This window comes from Streptomyces sp. 4N509B (assembly GCF_052245655.1).
Classification (GTDB): Bacteria; Actinomycetota; Actinomycetes; order Streptomycetales; family Streptomycetaceae; genus Streptomyces.
The window spans coordinates 102,152-121,497 of sequence record NZ_JBQQBZ010000003.1 but is presented as its reverse complement, the minus strand read 5'-3'; the positions used below and the strand labels follow the sequence as shown (position 1 = coordinate 121,497).

Genomic DNA, 19,346 nt, shown 5'->3' with positions numbered 1-19,346 from the left:
GGGGCGCGGAAGAGGTCCCGTGCTGTCACGCGGCCGTGCGCTCAGACCGACGGCGGACCGTGCCGCCGCCGGGCCCGCTGGCCGCAGTCGTAGTCGCAGTCGCGGCCGCTAGCCGCAGCCGCCGCCGCACTGGCAGGAGCCGCCGGACTGGCAGCCGCAGCTGCAACCTGAGCCGCAGCCGCAGGCCGCCACGAGCGGCAGCGGGCGCCGCCCGCCGGCCGGCGGCGCGACGGTCGCGGGGGTCGGGGTGGGGGTGTCGTGTGGGGTGGGTGAGGCAGCCACGAGAACCTCCTGAGTCCAGGCGAGCGGTTCTCCGCCCGCCACCCCCATTTCACGCCCTCTCCGCCACGGACTGTCAACGGAGCACGACCGGCGCGCGCGAGGCTCGGGGAGCACGGCCGTGTCGCGCTCCGCAGAGCCTCACGCCGAGCCTCACGCCGTCTCCTCCGGCTCCGGCACGAACTCGTCGGCGTGCTCCCCGGTGACCAGGAAGACCACCCGGCGCGCGATCGACACCGCGTGGTCGGCGAACCGCTCGTAGTAACGGCCCAGCAGCGTCACGTCGACGGCCGTCTCCACGCCGTGGTTCCAGCGGTCGTCCAGCAGGTGGTTGAAGAGCGCGCGGTGGAGCGAGTCCATCGCGTCGTCGTCCTCCTCCAGCTGCATCGCCAGCTCCACGTCCTTGGTGATCAGCACCTCCGTGGCCTTGGCCATCAGCCGCTGCGCCAGCTGGCCCATCTCCAGGATCGTCGCCGACAGGTCGCGCGGCACCGCCGAGTCGGGGAAGCGCAGCCGCGCCACCTTCGCCACGTGCTGTGCCAGGTCGCCGCAGCGCTCCAGGTCCGCGCTCATGCGCAGGCTGGTCACGACGATGCGCAGGTCCGTCGCGACCGGCTGCTGCCGCGCGAGCAGGGCTATCGCGTTGTTCTCCAGCTCCCGCTGCATCTCGTCGACCTTCTCGTCGCCTTCTATGACGTTCTCGGCGAGCTTCAGGTCGGCGTCCAACATCGCCGTCGTCGCCCGGCCGATCGCCGAGCCGACGAACCGCGCCATCTCGACCAGGCTGTCCCCGATCGCGTCGAGCTCTTCGTGGTACGCGTCACGCATGCCCCTCGTCCTTCCTCCACCCGGGCCACCCGGGCCACCCGTCCTGTCCCGACCCCGCCATTCCATCAGGTCTCGCGTTCGCGTGTTCGAGACCGGCGAGCCGTCTCCCAGGCTCCATCCGGCCAAGTGAACCGTCGTTGTCGGCAAGGTGAACTCTCGCGGGCGGCCGGACGAGCATCTTCAGTCACACCTGTGGCCAACGAGCACGCCCCGCATAACCTGAGGATATGGACGTGAACGCGGCGGTCGCCGCGGTGGCCGCGATCGCCGGGGTGTGCACCGGCGTCATCGCCATGCTTGCATTCCGCGTCAGCGAGCGCGAACGCACGCGTCCCCTCCGCACTCCGCTCACCATGGACGCCGACTCGTCGCTGCCCCCGGGCGTCGACACCGTGCTGTCGGTGCTGCGCTCCTCCGCGGTCGTCCTCGACGAGTCCGACGCCGTGGTCAAGGCCAGCTCGGCCGCGTACGCCCTCGGCATCGTCCGCGGCGGCCGGCTGGCCGTCGAGCCGATGCTGACCATGGCGCGCGACACCCGCAGGGACGGCGAGATCCGCCAGGCCGAGCTCGACCTGCCCCGCCGGGGCCGCGCCCCGGGCCGCGCCGGCGCGGGCGACGTGCTCGCCGTCTCCGCCCGCTCCGCGCCCCTCGGCTCCCGGCTGGTGCTGCTGCTGGTGGAGGACCTGACCGAGGCCCGCCGCATCGAGGCGATCCGGCGCGACTTCGTCGCGAACGTCAGCCACGAGCTGAAGACCCCGGCCGGCGCGCTCTCGCTGCTGTCGGAGGCCGTCCTCGACGCGGCCGACGACCCCGAGGCCGTCACCCGTTTCGCCGGCCGGATGCAGAACGAGGCCACCCGGCTGACCAACCTCATCCAGGAGCTCATCGACCTCTCCCGGGTGCAGGACAACGCCGGCATGCTCAGCCACGCCGAGCTCGTGCCGGTGGACGAGCTCGTCAGCGAGGCCATCGACCGCTGCCGGCAGCAGGCCAGCAGCAAGCAGATCCCCATGGCCTCCGGCGGCACCGAGGGCCTCGCCGTCTGGGGCAACCGCAGCCAGCTGGCCGCCGCCCTCGGCAACCTCGTCGAGAACGCCGTCACCTACAGCCCGCCCCACACCCGGGTGGCGATCGCCGCCGCCCGGGTCACCTCCCGGGGCGGCGACATGATCGAGATATCGGTGACCGACCAGGGCATCGGCATCCCCGAGACCGACCGGGAGCGCATCTTCGAGCGCTTCTACCGCGTCGACCCGGCACGCTCCCGCACCACGGGCGGCACCGGGCTCGGCCTGGCCATCGTCAAGCACGTCGCCGCCTCACACGGCGGCGAGGTGCAGGTGTGGAGCGCCGAAGGCCAGGGCTCCACCTTCACGCTGCGGCTGCCGGAACCCGGCAGCGCGCAGGAGCGGCAGCGCGCGGCCCGTCGCAGGCGCGACGGGCTCGGCGGTGCCCTCCACGAACCGGCCGACTTCCCCGACGACACCAGCGACGACGCCAGCGCCGATGCCGACGCCGACGAGGATCCCGGCACGTCCCCGACCCGCGCGACCTCTACCCCTGTCCCCTCCACCACCCGCACCCACGATCCTGCCCGGGAGGTCCTCCCGTGACCCGAGTGCTCGTCGTCGAAGACGAGGAGTCGTTCAGCGACGCACTGTCCTACATGCTCCGCAAGGAGGGTTTCGAGGTCGCCGTGGCGGCCACGGGGCCCGAGGGGCTGGACGAGTTCGAACGGAACGGCGCCGACATGGTGCTGCTCGACCTGATGCTGCCCGGCCTGCCCGGCACCGAGGTCTGCCGCCAGCTGCGCAACCGATCCAACGTCCCGGTCATCATGGTGACCGCCAAGGACAGCGAGATCGACAAGGTCGTCGGCCTGGAGATAGGCGCCGACGACTACGTGACCAAACCCTTCTCCTCGCGGGAGCTGGTGGCGCGCATCCGCGCGGTGCTGCGCCGCCGCGGCGAGACGGACGAGGAGGCCCCCGCCGCCCTGGAGGCCGGCCCCGTGCGGATGGACGTGGACCGACACGTGGTCACCGTCTCGGGACGCAAGGTGGACCTGCCGTTGAAGGAGTTCGACCTGCTCGCGATGCTGCTGCGCAACGCCGGGCGCGTGCTGACCCGGATGCAGCTGATCGACCGGGTCTGGGGCGCGGACTACGTGGGCGACACCAAGACGCTCGACGTCCACGTCAAGCGCCTGCGCGCCAAGATAGAGCCGGACCCCGGCGCCCCCCGGTACCTGGTGACCGTCCGGGGCCTGGGATACAAGTTCGAACCCTGACGGACCGCTCCCGAGGAGGTACTCCGACGGAGCAGACCCGACGAACGGCCGCGCCGCCCGTCCCCCCGGAGGTTCGGAGGGGCGGGCGGCGCGGGTGTCCAGGGGTGTCGGACGCGGACGTGGGTGGGCGTCAGGGCTGGGTCGTGTCCCCGGTGCCGCCCTCGACGCCGCCGTCGGCCGCCTCGTCGGGCGAGGTCTCCGTGCCGTCGGCGTCAGCGTCGGCGTCGGGGTCCGTGGCGTCCGGGTCGGCCCCCGTGCCCTCGGTGCTCTCGGTGCCTTCCGTACCTTCGGTGCCTTCCGCGCCCTCGGTGCCTTCCGTGCCCTCGGCCGCGCCCTCGTCGGTGCCCTCGCCCGGCGTCTCGTTCTCCGTCTCCTCGGGCAGCGTGGGCTCGGGCTCCGGCTGCGCCGGCACCCAGTCGGCGAAGTGCTCGAACTCACCCGTGGTGCCGACCACACGGGCCCGGAGCCCGATGCCGCCCGTCTCGCTGAGGTCGAAGACGAGGCGCTGCGCGTTGCCCAGCCGGATGTCGCCTGCCGCGGGGTCGGCGATGACGGCCGAGGCGTTGCCCTCGCCGCCGATCGCGAGCTCGCCGCCGGCCGGGACCACGAGGGTGCCGCCGCCGTCGGAGGAGGTGAGCTCCACGCGCTGGCCGGTGCCCGGGAGGTTGATCGCCTCCAGGGTCTGGTCGCGCGCCCCGTCGTTGAAGAGCCGTGCGTTGATGCCGGCCAGGCCCTGGCCTTCCTCCGTCACGACGACCGTGACGTTCTGCACCTTGATGTCCTCGACCTGGGCCCAGGCCTGGTCGGGCTCGACCTCGTTCGTCTCGGCGTCGGCCCCGGCGCCACAGGCCACCAGGGCGGCGAGGGAGAGGGCGACGGTGGCGGCGCTGATGCCGCGTCGAAGGCTGCTGCTCACGGCGCCACAGCCTACCCACCGTCCCCGGCGCGGCGACGGCAGGGGGCACGCGCGCCTGGCGGCGCCCCAAGTATTAGGACAAAACGGTCATTCGTGACGTTGGTCCGAACGTCTCGCCCTGCTTTCCCGCGTAGATCCACTGAGATTCCAGCTCCGGCCGGGTTCGCCTCAAGTGCGCTCCCACCTGCGAATTCCCGTCGTCCACGTGTTCGCGAAGCATGGTTCGGGCGCGGTTGTCAACCCCCAAGATGTGGTCTGACCTGCGAAAACGCCATTCAAAGGGGTGGCCTGTCGTGTTACCCTGGAAAGCCACGGAAGGGGTACCTGTCACATGACGTTCAAGGTTGGCGACACCGTGGTCTATCCCCATCATGGGGCCGCGCTGATCGAGGCGATCGAAACGCGATGCATCAAGGGCGTGGACAAGACCTACTTGGTACTGAAGGTCGCTCAGGGCGATCTCGAAGTGCGTGTTCCCGCGGAGAACGCCGAACTCGTCGGCGTGCGCGATGTGGTCGGTCAGGACGGTCTGGACCGGGTCTTCGAGGTGCTGCGCGCCCCGTACGCCGAGGAGCCCACCAACTGGTCCCGCCGGTACAAGGCAAATCTGGAGAAGCTCGCCTCCGGCGACGTCATCAAGGTCGCTGAAGTGGTGCGTGACCTGTGGCGCAGGGAGCGCGAGCGTGGTCTGTCCGCGGGCGAGAAGCGCATGCTCGCCAAGGCGCGGCAGATCCTCGTCAGCGAGCTGGCGCTGGCGGAGAGCACCAACGAGGACAAGGCCGAGTCCCTCCTGGACGAGGTGCTCGCCTCCTGAGCCCCAGCGGACTCAGGCATCAGCCACCACACACCACCTCCACTCACACCGTCGAGACTCCGACGTACCGTGCGCCACACTGACGTGCGACAACGTGCCGCAGCGCCCGAAGGCATCACCCGTGCCGTCTGGGCGCTGCGGCATGTGCGGATCGTGCCGCGAATCGTTCCTGAGCTCCCCCTTGAAGGGGTGCCGGGACCGTGCCGCCCATGAGGGCGGGCCCGCGATCGGCTGTCACGGAAGGGGCCGATCGGAAGTGGTGCCCGGCACGCTCTGGCCATACCCAATACCGCCCACGAAACAAACCTGTACGCCCCACCGATGTCAGACACCCCACAGCCAGCGGCGGCCCCGACGGGGCCGACACGCCCGGGACACTCCGGCGAGAACCAGCGAGAACCGGGAGCGCCGTCGTCGGCGGGCCCGGATGAGCACGGAAGGATCGGGGAGATCGGCGACAACGGCGAGAACGGTCAGCGGGACGACGGGCGGCCCTGCCGCACCGCCGTGGTCATCCCGGCGGCGGGCCGCGGCGTCCGCCTCGGGCCCGGCGCGCCGAAGGCACTCCGCCAGTTGGGTGGCATGCCGATCCTGGTTCACGCCGTGCGCGCCATGGCGAGGGCGAGGACCGTCTCCCTGGTCGTGGTCGTGGCCCCGCCCGAGGACGCGGACGCGGTGCGGGTGATGCTGCTCGACGAGCACCCCCCGCCGCCGACCGCGCAGCCCGTCGACCTGATGGTCGTGCCCGGCGGCCGGACCCGGCAGGAGTCCGTCAGCCGCGGCCTCGACGCCCTGCCCGACGACGTCGGGGTGGTGTTGGTGCACGACGCGGCGCGCCCGCTCGTCCCCGTGGAGACGGTGGACGCCGTCGCGTCCGCCGTGCTGGCCGGCGCGCCGGCGGTCGTGCCGGCGGTGCCGCTGGCCGACACCGTGAAGCGGATCGCGGCGCCCGCCGCGCGCCAGGGCGACCCCGAGTCCGTCGTGAGCACGCCCGACCGCTCGCTGCTGCGCGCGGTGCAGACCCCGCAGGGCTTCGACCGCGCGACCCTCTGCTCCGCCCACCGCGAGCTCGCCTCCGGCGGCCCGGCCGAGGGCGCCACCGACGACGCCGGGATGGTGGAGCGGCTCGGCGTCCCCGTGGTGCTGGTCCCCGGGCACGAGGAGGCGTTCAAGGTGACCCGACCGCTCGACCTCGTGCTCGCCGAGGCCGTGCTCGCCCGCCGCAGGATGACCGATGGCTTCTGACGCCGCTGCTTCTGGCCCCGCCGTTTCCGATCCCGGCGCCTCCGGCCCCGCCGCTTCCGCCGGCCGCCGGGACGGGGCCGCCCCGTTCCCGTCCGCGCCCCTGCCCCTGCCCCGCGTCGGGATCGGCACCGACGTCCACGCCTTCGAGCGCGGACGTCCGCTGTGGTGCGCCGGCCTGCTCTGGCCGGAGGCCGAGTACGGCCTGGCGGGACACTCGGACGGCGACGTGGCCGCCCACGCCGCCTGCGACGCGCTGTTCTCCGCCGCCGGCCTGGGGGACCTCGGCGCGCACTTCGGAACGGACCGGGTCGAGTGGTCCGGCGCCTCCGGCACCGCGCTGCTGGCCGAGGCCGCCCGCATCGTCCGCGCCGGGGGCTTCGCGATCGGCAACGTCTCCGTCCAGGTCATCGGCGTCCGCCCCAGGATCGGCTCCCGCCGGGAGGAGGCGCAGCGCGCCCTGTCCGAGGCGGCCGGCGCCCCCGTCACCGTCTCGGGCACCACCACCGACGGCCTCGGGCTCACCGGACGCGGCGAGGGGCTGGCGGCGATCTCCACGGCGCTGGTGCTGCCGAGGTAGCGTGAACGCCGGGCCCGCGCTGGGGCCCCAGGGGCCTGACGTTCACGGGACGACCGGTGCCGGCCGGTGGACCACCGACCGGTGCGGCCGTCTTCCGAACGACCCCGCCGAACGACCCCGCCGAGCGACCCATCGCAACGACAGCCGAAAGGTGCACCGTGGCAGCGGTACTCTCCGACAGCCTCAAGACCCTGCTGGACGAGAAGGTGTTCGTCACCCTCTCCACCATCCAGCCCGACGGCAGCCCGCAGTCCTCCCCTGTCTGGGTGAAGCGCGAGGGCGACGAGCTGCTCATCTCCACCACCCAGGACCGGCGCAAGTACCACAACCTGGAGCGCGACCCCCGTGTGACGGTCGTGGTCGTCGACCCGTCGAACCCCTACGGCTACGCCGAGATCCGAGGCGACGTGGCCATGACCACCGACGGCGGCCCCGAGCTGATCGACGAGCTGGCCCGGAAGTACGTCGGGGTGTCCTACGCCGAGTTCAACCCGCAGGCCGCCCAGGACGCGCCGCGCGTCGTCCTCCGCGTCAGGCCCCGCAAGGTCGTCGGCCGGATCTGACCCCCGCGCGCCCCGTCCCGCGAGGGCCCGGCCCCCGCGTCTCCGCGGCCGAAACGCGGGGCGCGGGAGCCTGGCCCGGCCGACTACCCTGGTGGCGTGACCCTACGTCTGTACGACACCAGCGCCCGGCAGATCCGTGACTTCACCCCGCTCACCGCGGGGCGCGTCTCGATCTACCTCTGTGGTGCCACCGTGCAGTCCGCTCCCCACATCGGTCACATCCGCTCAGGACTGAACTTCGACATCCTGCGCCGCTGGCTGACCCACCGCGGCCTGGACGTCACCCTGGTGCGGAACGTCACGGACATCGACGACAAGATCATCGCCAAGAGCGCCGAGCAGGGCCGCCCCTGGTGGGCCATCGGGCACGAGAACGAGCGGGCGTTCAACGCCGCGTACGACGCCCTCGGCTGCCTGCCCCCGACGCACGAGCCCCGCGCGACGGGCCACGTGCCGGAGATGGTCGAGATGATGCGCACCCTCATCGCCCGCGGCCACGCCTACCCGGCCGAGGGCAACGTCTACTTCGACGTGCGCAGCTTCCCCGCGTACCTCTCCCTGTCCAACCAGGACCTCGACCACCTCCTCCAGCCCTCGGGCGAGGGCGAGACCGGCAAGCGGGACCCGCGCGACTTCGCGATGTGGAAGGCCGCGCGTCCCGGCGAGCCGAGCTGGGAGACCCCGTGGGGTCCCGGCCGCCCCGGCTGGCACCTGGAGTGCTCGGCCATGGCCCACCGGTACCTCGGCCCGGCCTTCGACATCCACGGCGGCGGCATCGACCTCGTCTTCCCGCACCACGAGAACGAGATCGCCCAGTCCCGCGCCTTCGGCGACGACTTCGCCGCGTTCTGGATGCACAACGCCTGGGTCACCATGGCCGGCGAGAAGATGAGCAAGTCCCTGGGGAACTCGGTGCTCGCCTCCGAGATGGTCAGGCGCTGGCGCCCCCTGGTCCTGCGGTACTACCTGGGCACCCCCCACTACCGCTCGACCATCGAGTACAGCGAGGAGGCCGTGGCCGAGGCGGAGGCCGCCTTCCACCGGGTCGAGGGCTTCCTGCGGCGCGCCGTCGAGCGGGTCGGCCCCGTCGAGCCCGCGCCCGAGGTGCCCGAGGAGTTCGCCGCCGCCATGGACGACGACCTCGGCGTCCCGCAGGCGATGGCCACCGTGCACGCCACCGTCCGACAGGGCAACGCCTCGCTGGCCGAGGGGGACAAGGAGTCCACCCTCGCGCAGGCCGCCCAGGTGCGGGCCATGCTCGGCGTGCTGGGCATGGACCCGCTGGACCCGTCGTGGGCGGAGGCCGGGGCCGACGGTCCCGGCGGCGGCCGGGCCGCCGCGCTCGGCGAGGCCGTCGACACCCTGGTCGGCCTGGTCCTCACCCAGCGCGAGGCCGCCAGGCAGCGCAAGGACTACGCCACCGCCGACGCCATCCGCGACGAGCTCACCGCCGCCGGCCTCGTCATCGAGGACACCCCCACAGGACCCCGTTGGGAGCTGGCCTGACGCCCCGAGGGCTCACGCCCTGAGCGCGCTCCCGTCCCGCACTCCACGAACCAGAAGGACCACCACGCCATGCCAGGCAACAGCCCGCGCCCCGGACGGCGCACCTCGCAGAAGAAGGGCGCCACGAAGGGCAGCGGCGGCAAGGGCCGTCGCTCCCTGGAGGGCAAGGGCCCCACGCCGCCCGCCGAGCGGCGGCCCGGCCACGCCAAGCAGCGCGCGGCCCAGGCCAAGGCCAGGCGGCAGACCGGCGCGCGGCAGCGGGGCGGCCCGCAGCGCGGCACCTCCGAGCTCGTCGTCGGCCGCAACCCGGTCCTTGAGGCGCTGCGCGGTGGCGTCCCCGCCACCACGCTCTACGTGCAGCAGTTCCTGGAGAGCGACGACCGCGTCACCGAGGCCGTGAAGCTCGCCATGGAGCGCGGCGCCGGGGGCGGTAAGGGCGTCAACCTGCTGGAGGCGCCCCGCGCCGAGCTCGACCGCATCACGGGCGGCCTGAACCACCAGGGCCTCGTCCTCCAGGTCCCGCCCTACGAGTACGCGCACCCCGACGACCTGCTCGCCGACGCCTTCGACGCGGGGCAGCCCCCGCTGGTCGTCGCCCTCGACGGCGTCACCGACCCCCGTAACCTGGGCGCCGTCGTCCGCTCCGCCACCGCCCTCGGCGGCCACGGCGTGGTGGTCCCCGAGCGCCGCGCGGCCGGCATGACCGCCGGAGCGTGGAAGACGTCCGCCGGCACGGCGGCGCGCACGCCCGTCGCCCGCGCCACCAACCTCACCCGCGCGCTCCAGGCGTACCAGAAGGCCGGGCTGATGGTGGTGGGCCTGGCGGCCGACGGGGAGCGCGAGATCGGGGACCCCGAGGTGGCGGAGCTGCTGGCCGGCCCGGTCGTCGTCGTGGTCGGCAGCGAGGGGCGCGGCCTGTCGCGGCTGGTCGGCGAGACCTGTGACGTGTTGGCCCGCATCCCCATGCCGGGCGGCGCGGAGTCGCTCAACGCGGGTGTCGCCGCTGGCATCGTGCTCCACGAGACGGTCCGCGCCCGGCGGCGCGGCGGCCGGGCCTGACGCGCGCGGCGGGGCCCCACCGGGCGGGTGACGAGGGCCCGATCCGCCGGTGGGGCCCTCGTCGCGTCAAGGCAGTGTCTTAAACCTCTGTCACTCGGTTAGTTGAGTGTGGAGACCAGAACGCCCCGCGGAGCGTCCCGCGGCATGCCGATGGCCGAGCCCGAGCTGAACACGGTCAGGGTGCCGTGCGACCCCGCCCAGGTTGTCGTGAATCACGTCAGCTTTCGGGTGGAGCTGCCCACCGAGCCCGTGACCACGCCGCTGCCCCAGTTCGCCGCCCCGGCCCCGGCCCGGCGGCGTCCGCTGGTGTGGAGCGGGCGCAGCGCGCCGGGCGACCCGGGCGCCAGCGCGCTGCTCCAGGCGGTGCGCGGTGCCGGTGCCGGGGTGGGGGCGGCGGCGGGCCGGGCCCCGGCGAACCCCGACGCGGTCGCCACGCAGCTGCTGCCGCGCGTCCCCGCGGCCTCCTCCGCCACCGCCACGGTGCCCGCGCCCTCGCCCGCGGCCGAGCGCGGCGTCACGGTGGTCGGCCCCCGCCCCCCGCGCGCGGTGGAGGAGACGCGCCGCATCCCCGTCGTCCCGGCCGCGGGCGGCGGCACCGGGCGCGGCCGGGACGACGGCGAGCACCCGGGCCACGGGGACCGGGACCGCCGGGACCACCGCCGTTCGGCCGCGGACGACGGGCGGTCGCCCCACAGCCGGGCGCGCGAGCGGGAGCGCCGCGGCCGCTCGCGGCAGCCGTATCATCCGGACCGTCGGATGAGCCTGGGCCTCGTGCTGCTGCCCCTGCGCCTGCTGCTCGGCTTCATCGCCCTGTCCGCCGGCATGGGCAAGCTCACCGACCCGGTGTACTTCGACGGCGGCGAGCGCGGCTCCCTCTCCTCCTGGCTGAACGGCCTCACCCCCTGGTCGGTCGCGGGGCCGCTCCACGACTGGGCGCTGGCCCACCCCGTCGGCGCCGGCCTCGCCGTGGCGTTCACCCAGATCATCGTCGGCGTCCTCACCATCGCCGGCCTCTGGCAGCGGCTGGCCTCCGGCGTGGGCATCGTGCTCTCCCTGGCGCTGCTGGCCACCGTCAGCTGGCAGCAGGTCCCGGCGTACGACACCCCCGACGTCATCCTGCTCGCCGCGTGGAGCCCGCTGCTGATCGCCGGCGCCCCCGTGTACTCGCTCGACGCGCGCCTCGCCGGCGAGGCGTGGCGCACCCTCGGCCCGCGCGCCACCCTCGGCGAGCTGCGCCACCGGGTGCTGCGGCGCGGCGCCGCCCTGGCCACGCTGCTGTTGGGCCTCGCCCTGCTCATCGGGTCGATGCTGGGCAGCGCGGTGCGTTCCTCCCACATCCCCCACGTGCCCGAGCCGGGCGAGCCGCCCACCAACCACCTGCCCGGCGAGCCGCTGCCCGAGGACGCCGCCCGGGAGCGGGAGCGCGGGAAGGACGGCGACGAGGACGACGCGGCGGCCGACGACGAGGAGCAGCGCAAGCAGGCCACCCCGGGGCAGGACGCCTCGACGCCCGAGGAGGAGCCCGTCGAGGACCCGGCCGCCGTCGAGCCGGACGTCTCCGGCGAGGAGGCCGTGGTCGAGGGCCCCGCCCCCGAGGAGGCCGCGCCCCCGCCGAGTCCGGAGCAGTCGCAGCCGGCGCCCGCGGAGGTCGCGCCCGAGGAGTCCTCGGGCACGGCCGACACCGGCGGCACGGGCGAGGCGTCGCCCGAGGAGAGCGTTCCCTCCGACCAGGGGGGTGAGGAGAGCAGCCCCGGCCCCCTCGGCGGGCTGCTCGGTTAGGTGGCCTCCTCGACGAGGGCTGACCGAACCTCAGGACACGTGCTGCTTGACTTGTGACAGGCGTCACGGGAACCCCTCCCGTGCGCCGGACAAGGCAGAGCGTGGACCCCGATTCGATACACGCCCGCCTGCGGGCGGGCGACCCCGAGGCGTTCCGGCACCTCTTCACCAGCTACTCGCGGCTGGTCTACGGCTACGCCGCCCGCGCCACGGGCGACGTCTCCGTTGCGGAGGACGTTCTGTCGCTGACGTTCCTGGAGGCGTGGCGGCTGCGCGCGAAGCTGCGGGACGAGGGCGAGACGCCCCGGCCCTGGCTGATGGGCATCGCGGTCAACGTGCTGCGCAACGTCACGCGCGCCCGACGCCGCCACGCCCGCGCGATGGCCCGCCTGCCCGCCGCCCCCGTGATGCCCGACCCGGCCGACGAGGTGGTCGGCCGCATCGCCGACGCGGAACGGCTGGCCGCCGCACGCAGCGCGCTCGCCCGACTGCGGCCACGCGAGCGCGAGGTGGTGATGCTGTGCGTCTGGTCGGGCCTGAGCTACGCCGAGGCCGCCGAGGCGCTCGGCGTGCGCGTGGGCACCGTCCGCTCCCGCCTCTCGCGCGCCCGCGACCGGCTGCGCCGCCTGACGGACGAGGAGCTGTCCCGCGCCACGGCCCCTGCGCCGGCCTCCACGCGAACCCCCAGGTCGACCCGCGGGTCGACTACCGGGTCGAACCGCGCCACGACCCCGACCCCCACCACGGATCCCGGCGTGGAACCCCCCGTCCGTGCCGGACAAGTACGAGGTGACCGCCGGCTGTTGGCGGTCCGGTTGAGTGAGGAGAACCGCGGATGACCCGCAACCGCAACCTCTGGTGGCGACGGCGGCATGAGCACGTCGGCCACGAGGAGCTGACGACCCTGCTGCCGCCCCCGGGCGAACCGGTGCTCCCCGACGACCGTGCCCATCGGATCGAGGAGCACCTCATGAACGAGATCACCCGCGAGCCGGCCGGCGAGGGCGAGCGCGCCCCCGCAGGCCAGGGCCGTCGCCCGGCCCGTTTCCCCGCCCGTCGGCTCTCGGTGCTCGCGGCACCGCTGGCCGTCGCCGCCGTCGTCGGCGGCGTCGTCCTCTCCGGCCTGTCCTCGGACGGCTCGGGCGGCGGCCTGGAACGGGACGGCGACGCGCCCGTCAACGGGCCGCTGACGCTGGAGCTCGCCTCGCACCACATCGCCAGGGCGGCGGCCGCGCAGGACGTCCCCGTGCCGGGGCCCGACCAGTACGTCTTCCACGAGGCCCGCGCCAACTCGCTGATCGGAGTGCAGGAGAGGGGTGAGGAGGAGCTCACCTGGTCGATGGAGGAGTGGGGCGACAACGCGCTCTGGATAAGCCTCGACGGCTGGGACGGCATGTCGGCGGGCGGCAGGGAGGAGGACGAGGAGTTCTGCTTCCGCGTCGGATCCCGGTGGGAGACCGAGACGGACGACGTGGCCGTGGTGGTGAACCGAGCCCCGGGCTGTGACGAGACCCCGGGTCCCGACGAGGGCGAGCCCAGGCCGGACGAGCCGGCCTACGGCTCCTACGACTGGGCCGCGTCGCTGCCGACCGACCCCGAGGCCCTGCTCGACGAGCTGTACGAGTGGACCGAGGAGGAGGCCGCCGAGGGTGAGAACACCGACTCGTACCACCACCAGCTGGTGTTCAAGGAGATCTCCCGCCTGGTCACGGACACGCTGATGCCGGCGGCGCAGACCGCGGCCATGTTCGAGGCCGCGGCGCTCGTTCCGGGCGTCGAACTCGTCGAGGACACCACGGACTCCGAGGGCCGGGACGCCATCGCCCTCGCCCGCGACCTGCCGGCCTGGAACGAGCGCGGCGAGCTGCTGTTCGACGCGGAGAGCTACCTGTCCATGGGGTCGCGCAGCTTCTACCTCCAGGATGAGGGCGAGTTCGAGGCCGGCGACCTGATCAGCGAGAGCACCGTCCTTGAGTGGGCCGTGACCGACGAGCTCGGGGAGCGGCCGGGCGCCACCAGCTGACCCGACGACGCACGAGGCGTGTCCGCACGGTCCGGCCCGGCCAGCCGCGACCGTGCGGACACCGCCGTGCGGGCGCCGCCGTGCGCGTACCGTGCGCGGTGCCGTGCTCGGTGCCGTGCACGCGTCCTCGGCCGGCCCTCGCGGCCGCCCGCCCGCTCAGCCGCCCGCGAGTTCGCGGGCGGCCTCGGTCAGGTCCTTGGCGGTGTCGATGGCCCGCCAGTACGCGCCCTGCGGGATCGGGAAGCCCGCCAGCCGGCGCTCCCTCGCGAGGCGGGGGAACGTGGTGCGCTCGTGGTCGCCCCGCTCGGGCAGCAGCCCGGTGAACTCGGCGGCGAAGACGTAGACGCCCGCGTTGATGAGGTACGGGGACGGCGGCGCCTCGATGAAGTCGAGCACGTGCCCGAACCGGTCGGTCTCCACCGCGCCCCACGGGATGCGGGGCCTGGCCAGCGCCAGTGTCGCCGTCGCGTCGCGCTCGGCGTGGAAGGCGGCCATCTCGCGCAGCGAGAAGCGGGTCCAGATGTCCCCGTTGGTGGCGAACCACGGCTCGTCGGGGCGGGGGAGGGCGGCGGCGGCGTACCGCAGGCCGCCGCCGCGTCCCAGGGGCTCCCGCTCGACGACGGTCGTGACCTTCAGCGGCAGCTCGGCGCCGTCGAGCCAGACCTGGAGCACCTCCGCGAGGTGCCCGCAGGAGATGACGGCGTCGGTGACGCCCTCCGCGGCCAGCCACGCCAGCTGGTGGCCGATGATCGGGACGCCGGTGCCGGGGATCTCGACCATCGGCTTGGGCCGGTCGTCGGTGTAGGGCCGCAGCCGGGAGCCCTGGCCGCCGGCCAGGACCACCGCCTGCGTGGGCCCGGCGTCCCCGGAGCCGATGCCTGGCGGATGCTCGCTCGCGCTCATGACCGCAGCCTACGAGACCGGTCCGCGCGGGCGGGGCGCGGGCCGCGCCACCCCGGGCGGCCCCGACGGGCGGCCCGCCCCGGCGGCATCGCCGCTGACCGGGGCGTCAGTTGGCGCGCGCGACGCCCGAGGCGTAGGCCGTGTCGCAGACCGGGCGGGCGTGGCTCTGGGCGCGCTCGGCGCTGCCGTACTTCTCGACCGCGGCCTCGCCGAGGGCCCGCGCGATGTCCTGGCAGTGCGGCGCCAGGGACGGGTCGCGGGTCACGGCCTCCTGGAGGCCGGTCAGCGCGGCCGTCGGGTCCTCGCGGCGGAGGGTGGTGACCAGCTGCTCCTGGAGTGCCGCCTGGGGCGAGAGCGCGGCGCGTTCGGCGGCGGCGGTCAGCACCGGGGCGTCGGCCGGGGCGCCGACCCACGGCACGTTGGCCACGGCGAGTGTCCCGGACAGCACCAGGACGACCGGGAGGACGATGGCGAGACTTCTGCCGAGGTGGCGGATGGCCTTGATCACTGAAGGTCTTCCTCGCGTGATGAGACGGGCGTTGGGAGAAGACGATCGTAGCGAGGAGTAGTGATTTGGTGACATTTGGCCACTCTATTGGGGGACGTGTCGCCGCGGCTTTCCGCAGGGAGGTTGACGTCCGGGTTGACGTCGGGGGTGACGTGGCGGTGTTCGCGGGCCGGCGTCGGGCGTCGGTGGCGAGCACGGCGTCGACGAGGGAACGACCGAGGGCCGGCCCTCCGCCACCCGGTGGTGTGCGGGGAGCCGGCCCTCGGCCGGTGTGTCCGTGTGTCCGTGTGATCCGTCTGATCGGTGAGTCCGTGGCGAGCCGGGGCTCGCTCGGGCGCCGGTCAGTCGCTCAGGCGTGCGCCCGTGCTGGTGGAGAAGACGTGGGTCTCGCCCGGCCGCGGCACGACGTGCAGCGTGGCGCCCTTCTCCGGGATCTCCCGGCCGCCGACGCGGATGACCAGGTCCTTGACCTCGCCGCCGACCTCGGCCGTGCCGTAGACGTACGCGTCGGCGCCCAGCTCCTCGACGACGTTGACGCTGACCGCGAGGCCCGCGGTCTGGTCCTTGTCGGTCTTGGTCAGGCCGGCGGCGCTCTCGCCGTTGACCAGGTCGAAGTGCTCGGGACGGCAGCCGACGACCACGGAGGTGTCGCCCTTGGCCTGCGCCTCGCTCAGCGCCGCGCGCTCGACGGCGACCACGCTGTTGCCGAACTTCACGCCGCCGTCGGTGATCGGCACCTCGACCAGGTTCATGGCGGGGGAGCCGATGAAGCCGGCGACGAAGAGGTTGGCCGGCTTGTCGTACATGGCGCGCGGGGTGTCGATCTGCTGGAGCAGACCCTTGTCGAGCACCGCCACCCGGTCGCCCATGGTCATGGCCTCGACCTGGTCGTGCGTGACGTAGACCGTGGTGACGCCGAGGCGGCGCTGGAGGCCGGCGATCTGCGTACGGGTCTGGACGCGGAGCTTGGCGTCGAGGTTCGACAGCGGCTCGTCCATGAGGAACACCTGGGGCTCACGGACGATGGCGCGGCCCATCGCGACACGCTGGCGCTGACCACCGGAGAGCGCCTTCGGCTTCCGGTCGAGGTACTCCGTGAGGTCGAGGATCTTGGCGGCCTCCTCGACCTTCTTGCGGATGTCCACCTTGTTCACGCCGGCGATCTTGAGCGCGAAGCCCATGTTCTGCGCGACGGTCATGTGCGGGTACAGCGCGTAGTTCTGGAACACCATCGCGATGTCCCGGTCCTTCGGAGGCAGGTGGGTGACGTCACGGTCACCGATGCGGATGGCGCCGCCGTTCACGTCCTCCAGGCCGGCGAGCATCCGGAGGGAGGTGGACTTGCCACAGCCGGAGGGGCCGACGAGGACGAGGAACTCGCCGTCGGCGATCTCGATCTCCAGCTGGTCGACGGCGGGGACCTCGGAGCCGGGGTAGACCCGGGTCGCCTTGTCGTAGGTGACCGTAGCCATGTTTCGTTTTCTCCTTCTACCGGCAGGAACGTGCCGGACGATCCGAGTAGGAAGGTGGTCTGGACCCTTCTGAGGGGGCCGAGGGCGAACCTAACTCGTGGGGATAGCGTTTGTCACGAGGCTGTGCCGAACGCCATGCCGGCGTCCCGGCCCGCTCGTCCGCCGACCCGGGGCGCGTCCAGCCCCGGACCCGTCTCCGTGGCCCGCCCCGGACACCCCGGGCCGTCCCCGACCGCATCCGAAGGATCACGACACGTGCACGACACCTGGGAGGCCGTCGAACGCCTCGCCGAACGCCTGGAGCGCCACGCCGACGCCGCCGCCGTGCCGGTGGAGCAGCGCCGCCTCCTCCAGCTTCTGAAGATCACCGAGGAGGCGGGCGAGGTCGCCGAGGCCGTGATCGGCGTGAGTGGCCAGAACCCCCGCAAGGGGCACTCCCACACCTGGGAGGACGTCCAGGCCGAGGTCTGCGACGTGATCATCACGGCGATGGTCGCGCTGATCCGCCTCACGCCGGAGGCGCGGGCGAGGTTCGAGGCGCACGTGGCGGGGATCGTGGCCCGGGATCTGGTCGGGGGCGAGCAGGCCGAGCGCGATCCGCTGGGTGGGACTCGTTGAGTGGGGTCCGTCGAGTGAGCGAGGGGATCTGACGGTCCGCCAGGTGGGCGCCGAACGTGACCAGCGGTAACGGGAGGCGAACGCGCTTACTGCCAGCCGGCCGCCACGGGTGCCCGTGTACTCTTGAGTCACCTTTGCGGCCGGTCGGCCGTCGGTCAGGCCGCCTTAGCTCAGTTGGCCAGAGCAGCTGTCTTGTAAACAGCAGGTCGTCGGTTCGAGTCCGACAGGCGGCTCTCGTACACCGGTGGTGACCGGTGGTGGAGCGTCGCGTCGAGGCGCGTCGGCGCCGGGCGCGGTGCCGGGGGCCTGGCGGAACCGGCCCGAGAGCCCCGACGTCGAAGCGCCATGAGTACAGGTGACGGGACGCGCCGATGGGGCCGGCGGCCGATCGGTGGCGTGGTGGCGTTGGCCGTGGTGACGGGCGCCGCGCTCACGGGATACGCGTTGGGGACCGGGGGCGGCGACGGGTCCGGCACGGTGGTCGAGGGCGACGGCTGGCGGGGCGTGCTGCTGGAGTCGTACCACTCCTCGGTGACGCTGCCGGACGGCACGTCGGTGGACGCGGAGTCCGGCGTCCCGGACGAGGCGGACGTGGAACGCTTCGAGGAGGCGCTACCGCCCACGGAGGAGTACCCGCACGGGCCGGAGGGCTCGGAGGCGGAGGCGATCGGGCTGGACGAGGGGTACGTCCGCCAGTACACCGAGATGAGCGAGGTGGGCGGCGAGGGGCGCCACTGGCTGCTGGTGGGGGCGCTCTGCGAGGACTTCGTGGAAGAGCCCGACGAACCGGAGCTCTCCGCGCCGGACTGGACCGAGGAGTGGGTGGTCGTACAGGACGGCGGCTCCTGCTTCTGGAACGCGTCGATGGACCTCGCGACGGGGGAGATCGTCGACTTCTCCTTCAACGGGGCCAGGGGTGAGGCCACCGGCTGATCGCGCGCCCGGGCGGTGTGGGGGGCAGGGGGCAGGCTGGTCGTGACTCGTGACGGTTTTCTGTCCTGACGTGGAGGGCTCGTGAACGCGTGCGATGATCTTCCCGGAGGATGAGGCGATCTGAGGGGACACATCGTGACAACGCGGGCCCGTCGTCTACGGGCGGGCGTGGTGGCGGCCGTCGCTCTGCTGGCGCTCACTGCTTGCGGCGGTGGGGAGAGCGACCAGGGCCCTCCCTCGCGAGGCGAGGGCGGTCGGGAGAGCACGGACGGCACCACCGAGAGGAGCGGCGCCACCAGGGAGGGCGGGGAGGCAGCCGCCGAAGAGGGCGAGGAGACGTCCGCCGAGCCGCTCGCGAGCCGACCTCCCGAGGAGGTCGCGACCCTTGCCATGAAGGCGTTCCAGTCCGTCTCCTCGCTGCGCATGACGTTGCTGGGGGACCCCGAGGCGGTCGAGACGGGGTACATACAGGTCGACCGGCGGGGCACCTGCATGGGAACCGCGACCGCGCCGGGTGAGGGCTCGGTCGAGTTCTTCGTACGCGAGGGTGAGGAGGTCTGGATGAAGCCGGACACCGAGTTCTGGCAGTCGGATCCGGAGGGCGTTGACCCGGGCTTCCTCAGCCTGGTCGACGGTCGCTATCTCTACGGCCGTTCGGGCGATCCGGAGATGTCGGAGATGGCCGGGGAGTGCTCCCTGACGGCGATGTGGGCGGAAGCCACTTTGGACGCTGGCCCCGACGACCCGGAGGCGGTGACGGAACTCGGCCCCGAGACCGAGTACAACGGCGTCCCGGTCATCACCGTCACCGGTTCCGACAGCCGTGGCGCCGAGGTGACGATGCTCGTGGCCACCGAAGGCGAGCCCTACCCGGTGTATGTCCACAGCCGGGAGAACGGCAGGGAGATCGAGTACGAGCTGAGCCAGTTCAACGAGCCGGTCGAGTTCGAGGAGCCACCGGCCGACCAGGTCCTGGACGTGGCCGACCTCCGCGGGGGCGACCTCCGGGCCTGACCCCGCGTCCGGCCTCCCA

20 protein-coding genes and 1 tRNA gene are annotated in these 19,346 nt (G+C 73.3%); 15 read left to right on the top strand and 6 right to left on the bottom strand.

What is annotated here, in order from left to right; all coding sequences use genetic code 11:
- Positions 1-108: 108 nt before the first annotated feature.
- Both ACTWP5_RS04890 and phoU read right to left on the bottom strand, forming a co-directional pair.
- Entirely contained in the window at positions 109-282 is a 174-nt protein-coding gene (locus tag ACTWP5_RS04890) for a hypothetical protein (protein WP_443219468.1), read from the bottom strand.
- Between the two features lie 150 nt (positions 283-432).
- Complete coding sequence (gene phoU, locus ACTWP5_RS04885) at positions 433-1,107, bottom strand: phosphate signaling complex protein PhoU (protein WP_443219467.1); 675 nt, start codon at positions 1,105-1,107, stop codon at positions 433-435.
- Between the two features lie 227 nt (positions 1,108-1,334).
- Between phoU and ACTWP5_RS04880 the strand changes: the two genes are divergently transcribed.
- Together ACTWP5_RS04880 and ACTWP5_RS04875 are read left to right on the top strand one after the other, a co-directional pair.
- A complete protein-coding gene (locus ACTWP5_RS04880; RefSeq protein WP_443219466.1) occupies positions 1,335-2,720 on the top strand; it encodes a sensor histidine kinase in 1,386 nt (461 codons plus the stop codon).
- Positions 2,717-3,397, top strand: coding sequence for a response regulator (locus ACTWP5_RS04875; RefSeq protein ID WP_443219465.1), 681 nt, complete (start codon positions 2,717-2,719; stop codon positions 3,395-3,397). The genes ACTWP5_RS04880 and ACTWP5_RS04875 overlap by 4 nt, the downstream gene beginning before the upstream one ends.
- A 130-nt stretch (positions 3,398-3,527) precedes the next feature.
- Here ACTWP5_RS04875 and ACTWP5_RS04870 read toward each other — a convergent pair whose 3' ends face one another.
- A complete protein-coding gene (locus ACTWP5_RS04870; RefSeq protein ID WP_443219464.1) occupies positions 3,528-4,313 on the bottom strand; it encodes a DUF461 domain-containing protein in 786 nt (261 codons plus the stop codon).
- A 331-nt stretch (positions 4,314-4,644) separates the two neighbouring features.
- Here ACTWP5_RS04870 and ACTWP5_RS04865 point away from each other — a divergent pair, with 331 nt between their 5' ends.
- The 9 genes from ACTWP5_RS04865 (at position 4,645) to ACTWP5_RS04825 (ending at position 13,879) form a co-directional block, all read left to right on the top strand.
- Positions 4,645-5,127, top strand: coding sequence for a CarD family transcriptional regulator (locus ACTWP5_RS04865; protein ID WP_443219463.1), 483 nt, complete (start codon positions 4,645-4,647; stop codon positions 5,125-5,127).
- Between the two features lie 321 nt (positions 5,128-5,448).
- Positions 5,449-6,372 carry a 2-C-methyl-D-erythritol 4-phosphate cytidylyltransferase gene (gene ispD / locus ACTWP5_RS04860; protein ID WP_443219462.1) on the top strand — a complete coding sequence of 308 codons (924 nt, stop codon included), beginning with the start codon at positions 5,449-5,451 and terminating at the stop codon, positions 6,370-6,372.
- The gene (gene ispF, locus ACTWP5_RS04855; protein ID WP_443219461.1) at positions 6,362-6,949 is read left to right on the top strand and encodes a 2-C-methyl-D-erythritol 2,4-cyclodiphosphate synthase; all 588 of its coding nucleotides are present in this window, start codon (positions 6,362-6,364) and stop codon (positions 6,947-6,949) included. Before ispD ends, ispF begins: the two co-directional genes overlap by 11 nt.
- A gap of 158 nt (positions 6,950-7,107) precedes the next feature.
- Positions 7,108-7,512 carry a PPOX class F420-dependent oxidoreductase gene (locus ACTWP5_RS04850; protein ID WP_443219460.1) on the top strand — a complete coding sequence of 135 codons (405 nt, stop codon included), beginning with the start codon at positions 7,108-7,110 and terminating at the stop codon, positions 7,510-7,512.
- Positions 7,513-7,608: 96 nt separating this feature from the next.
- Positions 7,609-9,018: a cysteine--tRNA ligase gene (gene cysS / locus ACTWP5_RS04845; protein WP_443219459.1), complete on the top strand. Its 1,410-nt coding sequence runs from the start codon at positions 7,609-7,611 to the stop codon at positions 9,016-9,018.
- 69 nt (positions 9,019-9,087) lie between these two features.
- Positions 9,088-10,077, top strand: a complete 990-nt coding sequence (gene rlmB / locus ACTWP5_RS04840; RefSeq protein ID WP_443219458.1) for a 23S rRNA (guanosine(2251)-2'-O)-methyltransferase RlmB — start codon at positions 9,088-9,090, stop codon at positions 10,075-10,077.
- A 144-nt stretch (positions 10,078-10,221) separates the two neighbouring features.
- Complete coding sequence (locus tag ACTWP5_RS04835) at positions 10,222-11,856, top strand: DoxX family membrane protein (protein ID WP_443219457.1); 1,635 nt, start codon at positions 10,222-10,224, stop codon at positions 11,854-11,856.
- Between the two features lie 101 nt (positions 11,857-11,957).
- Complete coding sequence (locus ACTWP5_RS04830) at positions 11,958-12,695, top strand: RNA polymerase sigma factor (RefSeq protein ID WP_443219456.1); 738 nt, start codon at positions 11,958-11,960, stop codon at positions 12,693-12,695.
- Positions 12,692-13,879: a CU044_5270 family protein gene (locus ACTWP5_RS04825; protein WP_443219455.1), complete on the top strand. Its 1,188-nt coding sequence runs from the start codon at positions 12,692-12,694 to the stop codon at positions 13,877-13,879. The genes ACTWP5_RS04830 and ACTWP5_RS04825 overlap by 4 nt, the downstream gene beginning before the upstream one ends.
- A 156-nt stretch (positions 13,880-14,035) precedes the next feature.
- On the opposite strand, the gene ACTWP5_RS04820 is transcribed toward ACTWP5_RS04825, so the two are convergent.
- The 3 genes from ACTWP5_RS04820 to ACTWP5_RS04810 form a co-directional block, all read right to left on the bottom strand.
- Positions 14,036-14,782, bottom strand: a complete 747-nt coding sequence (locus ACTWP5_RS04820; protein ID WP_443219454.1) for a nucleotidyltransferase family protein — start codon at positions 14,780-14,782, stop codon at positions 14,036-14,038.
- Positions 14,783-14,888: 106 nt separating this feature from the next.
- Positions 14,889-15,290, bottom strand: coding sequence for a hypothetical protein (locus ACTWP5_RS04815; RefSeq protein WP_443219453.1), 402 nt, complete (start codon positions 15,288-15,290; stop codon positions 14,889-14,891).
- Positions 15,291-15,631: 341 nt separating this feature from the next.
- On the bottom strand, positions 15,632-16,762 hold the full coding sequence (locus ACTWP5_RS04810) for an ABC transporter ATP-binding protein (RefSeq protein ID WP_443219452.1): 1,131 nt from the start codon (positions 16,760-16,762) through the stop codon (positions 15,632-15,634).
- A gap of 255 nt (positions 16,763-17,017) precedes the next feature.
- Here ACTWP5_RS04810 and ACTWP5_RS04805 point away from each other — a divergent pair, with 255 nt between their 5' ends.
- The 4 genes from ACTWP5_RS04805 to ACTWP5_RS04790 all read left to right on the top strand — a co-directional run bounded on the left by ACTWP5_RS04805 (position 17,018) and on the right by ACTWP5_RS04790 (position 19,327).
- Positions 17,018-17,380, top strand: coding sequence for a MazG-like family protein (locus tag ACTWP5_RS04805; protein WP_443219451.1), 363 nt, complete (start codon positions 17,018-17,020; stop codon positions 17,378-17,380).
- Between the two features lie 159 nt (positions 17,381-17,539).
- A tRNA-Thr gene (locus ACTWP5_RS04800) sits at positions 17,540-17,613 on the top strand.
- Between the two features lie 112 nt (positions 17,614-17,725).
- Positions 17,726-18,313 (top strand): hypothetical protein, encoded by a 588-nt coding sequence (locus ACTWP5_RS04795; protein ID WP_443219450.1) that lies wholly within the window; start codon positions 17,726-17,728, stop codon positions 18,311-18,313.
- Between the two features lie 135 nt (positions 18,314-18,448).
- The gene (locus tag ACTWP5_RS04790; RefSeq protein ID WP_443219449.1) at positions 18,449-19,327 is read left to right on the top strand and encodes a hypothetical protein; all 879 of its coding nucleotides are present in this window, start codon (positions 18,449-18,451) and stop codon (positions 19,325-19,327) included.
- Positions 19,328-19,346: the final 19 nt, after the last annotated feature.

Excerpts from the sequence above, each read along its gene's own strand:
- ACTWP5_RS04880 (WP_443219466.1), top strand. The coding sequence starts at position 1,335 with ATGGACGTGAACGCGGCGGTCGCCGCGGTGGCCGCGATCGCCGGGGTG.
- ACTWP5_RS04810 (WP_443219452.1), bottom strand. The coding sequence starts at position 16,762 with ATGGCTACGGTCACCTACGACAAGGCGACCCGGGTCTACCCCGGCTCC.
- ACTWP5_RS04825 (WP_443219455.1), top strand. The coding sequence starts at position 12,692 with ATGACCCGCAACCGCAACCTCTGGTGGCGACGGCGGCATGAGCACGTC.
- rlmB (WP_443219458.1), top strand. The coding sequence starts at position 9,088 with ATGCCAGGCAACAGCCCGCGCCCCGGACGGCGCACCTCGCAGAAGAAG.
- ACTWP5_RS04835 (WP_443219457.1), top strand. The coding sequence starts at position 10,222 with ATGCCGATGGCCGAGCCCGAGCTGAACACGGTCAGGGTGCCGTGCGAC.
- ispD (WP_443219462.1), top strand. The coding sequence starts at position 5,449 with ATGTCAGACACCCCACAGCCAGCGGCGGCCCCGACGGGGCCGACACGC.
- ACTWP5_RS04820 (WP_443219454.1), bottom strand. The coding sequence starts at position 14,782 with ATGAGCGCGAGCGAGCATCCGCCAGGCATCGGCTCCGGGGACGCCGGG.
- ispF (WP_443219461.1), top strand. The coding sequence starts at position 6,362 with ATGGCTTCTGACGCCGCTGCTTCTGGCCCCGCCGTTTCCGATCCCGGC.
- phoU (WP_443219467.1), bottom strand. The coding sequence starts at position 1,107 with ATGCGTGACGCGTACCACGAAGAGCTCGACGCGATCGGGGACAGCCTG.
- ACTWP5_RS04865 (WP_443219463.1), top strand. The coding sequence starts at position 4,645 with ATGACGTTCAAGGTTGGCGACACCGTGGTCTATCCCCATCATGGGGCC.
- ACTWP5_RS04795 (WP_443219450.1), top strand. The coding sequence starts at position 17,726 with ATGAGTACAGGTGACGGGACGCGCCGATGGGGCCGGCGGCCGATCGGT.